Raw genomic sequence first — 2,778 nt, forward strand, 5'->3', positions numbered from 1 at the left:
CGAGATCGCTCGTCTCGTAGAGAACGACGGTCAGGTTCGTGATAAGCTGCGCGTTATCTTCGTACAGAACTACAACGTATCCTACGCAGAAAAGCTGGTAGCTGCTGCAAACGTATCCGAGCAGATTTCTACTGCTGGTACAGAGGCTTCTGGTACCGGTAACATGAAGCTGATGCTCAACGGCGCAGTTACTTTGGGCACGCTGGACGGCGCAAACGTAGAGATTGCACAGGAAGCTGGCATGGAGAACGAGTACATCTTTGGTGCAACTGTTGATGAGATCGAGAAGGAAGAGCACAACAACTACATTCCGTATCACATCTACAACAACGATCCGAAGATCAAGCGCGTCATGGAAGCTCTTGTCAACGGTACGCTGGACGATGGCGGCACCGGCATGTTCAAGGAGCTGTATGATTCCATCATCCACAATGTAGATTGGGGTCAGAGCCATCCGGATAAGTACTTCCTGATGTATGACTTCCAGAGCTATGTAGATACTAAGCTCAAGATCAACCGCGATTACAAGGACAAGTACGCATTCGCTGAGAAGTGCTGGAGAAATATCTGCAACGCAGGTAAGTTCAGCTCGGATCGTACCATCAAGGATTACGCTGATAACATTTGGCACATTGATCCGATTGAGTTCGATTAATCGCTGAAAATCAGATAAAACATAAGGCGACAGGATTTTTCCTGTCGCCTTTTCGTGTGTCATTTTGTATGTTACGGCTTGCAGGTTCCACACGGGGAGTAACCCTGCGAAATCAAATCCGAGCGTTTACCGGTAAAGGATTTTTTATTGGCTGCGCTGATCTTGTTGACGCTGGAACAGCTTGGCTTGTGGAACTTCTTAGAATTGGTATTCAAAATATACGTTTGTGTCGTTTCTCCGCTTGGCTGAGAAGGCGTAGACGTCTGATAGCTGTCGCCGGTCACGTAATCGACAACGATACCAGGCTGTACATTGTAGCAGTATACACAGAAGGTGACACCGGCGCCGTTGTCCTCGACGGACTGTGCTTCCATCAATACGCCGTTTGCAACGGCATCATCTCCCTCAAATACCGGTGTGACGCGATACAGTACATGATTTTTGGTTTCTTTTACATAGTCTGCAACCATGTTTTCAAAGTCCAACATGCCTTGTACATTGAGATAGCGTGTGCCGGTGATAAGGTTTAACTTGTTTGCATTTTCCGCAGTCAACTGATAGCCGATAAGATGGCAGCGGTTATATAAATACTTGCCGTCTACAATATCATATTTTACCGAATGCCAGCCGGTTGGTTTGACACTGCTGATGTCACCGCGTGGTTCTGTCGGCATCAGATCAATACCAACATTGGCATATGCCTCATCGCAGCGTCCCATCCAGTCTAAATCACTGTATTGCTCGAAAGAAACCGTTGTCTTGTCAGAACTGGTGAAAAAAGGCGTATTATTGTTGACAACGGCGTATGCCGCGCCGGAGTAATCCGGCACATCATCGTAATGAAAACCGGTAGGGGAAATCGCTGCTGGCTTCATCTCGATGCCGCCAGTGTAATTGGTCAGCATTGCGGCGGTTTCAGCACGGATTGCACTGTCTAATGGTTTTAAGTATCGCTTTCCATTAGAAGTAGAACCGGAGATAACCCCGTTTTGCACTGCCCAGCGCATAGCCGTTGCTGCCCAGCTGTCTACACGGTTGGCGTCTGCAAAGTCGGATAAGCTGCCGTTGGTATAAGGTCTTCCGGCATCTGCATATAAGAATACCGCCAGCTGCTCACGCGTGACATTGGCATTTGGGCTGAATGTAGTTGGAGACGTGCCGCCTGTGATGCCGTTTTGACTTGCCCAGAGCACGGCTTGATAATACCAATCGCCTGATTTTACATCGTAAAATGGATTGTTTCCGTTGACGGATGGTCTGCCCGCTATGTTATACAAGGTTTGAACAAATGCTGCGCGCGTCGTTGTTCCGCGCGGAACAAAGGTCGTGTTGGATGTGCCGCTCATATACCCCTTGTCGAATACGGTCTGCACAGCGTTGCAGAACCAACCAGAAGAACTGACATCGGCGAATCGATGAGCGACCTTTGTCGGTGTATTCCATGCGAAAGCACTGGTACAAATTGTACTCACCGTGAGGGCAGCTGTCAGCAGACAAGCACCCAATCTTTGCTTGAATTGTTTCAAAAGTATCTCTCCTTTTTTATTTTTTTGCAGGAATATAGATTTCTTCGGTTATTCGTTCATGGGAGTTTCCTACAAAGTCTGTAGTTTCTATCTGTGTCCAATGTGGCTGCGTCAGCGTAAGATCCAGATAAAAATCTGTAGGATAACTGCGATTCCAGCGATACAAAATAAATGCTTCGATGCGGGGTTCAACTTCTGCCAGAGAACAGGTTTCAACAAAGCAGAAATCTCCTGCTGCCGCTTCGTGCAAAAATTGTTCCGACACAACGATCTGTGGAGTCTGTTCCGCAGCAAATTGCCCGTAAGAATAGGTGTTCATCCATAGCTTTTTGTTGTGCGTACGCTGCAAAATGTGTTCTCGCAGCACGCGATCCTGACTTTGCCGCCGATGATTAAACAGCATACCGCCATGGTCATCAATGACACAGATGACAATCATTCGATCATCTCCTTTCGCCTCGTATTGTAACATATCCTATGAGGAAAAGCAAAATCGCTTCCCAAGGCTGGGAAGCGATAGTATTAAGCGGGAAGTGTGCGAATCGTAAAGAAAAATGTTGTTCCTTTGCCAACTTCGGTCTGTACCCAAATAGTTTC

The 2,778-nt window shown here is 47.3% G+C and carries 3 protein-coding genes; 1 reads left to right on the forward strand and 2 read right to left on the reverse strand.

Annotated features, from left to right (window positions below; all coding sequences use genetic code 11):
• Positions 1-655, forward strand: a 655-nt coding sequence (locus tag ACR0P9_RS10435) for a glycogen/starch/alpha-glucan phosphorylase (RefSeq protein ID WP_432619896.1), incomplete at its 5' end; no start/stop codon positions are given.
• 71 nt (positions 656-726) lie between these two features.
• On the opposite strand, the gene ACR0P9_RS10440 is transcribed toward ACR0P9_RS10435, so the two are convergent.
• A complete protein-coding gene (locus ACR0P9_RS10440) occupies positions 727-2,181 on the reverse strand; it encodes an S-layer homology domain-containing protein (protein ID WP_432619898.1) in 1,455 nt (484 codons plus the stop codon).
• Between the two features lie 16 nt (positions 2,182-2,197).
• Positions 2,198-2,620, reverse strand: coding sequence for a ribonuclease Z (locus ACR0P9_RS10445; protein ID WP_432619900.1), 423 nt, complete (start codon positions 2,618-2,620; stop codon positions 2,198-2,200).
• Positions 2,621-2,778: the final 158 nt, after the last annotated feature.

The sequence above is a fragment of the Butyricicoccus sp. genome, from assembly GCF_050872565.1.
In the GTDB taxonomy this organism is placed as follows: Bacteria; Bacillota; Clostridia; order Oscillospirales; family Butyricicoccaceae; genus Butyricicoccus_A.

Bases quoted from the DNA above. Each gene is read 5' to 3' on its own strand.
- ACR0P9_RS10445 (WP_432619900.1), bottom strand. From the start codon at position 2,620: ATGATTGTCATCTGTGTCATTGATGACCATGGCGGTATGCTGTTTAAT.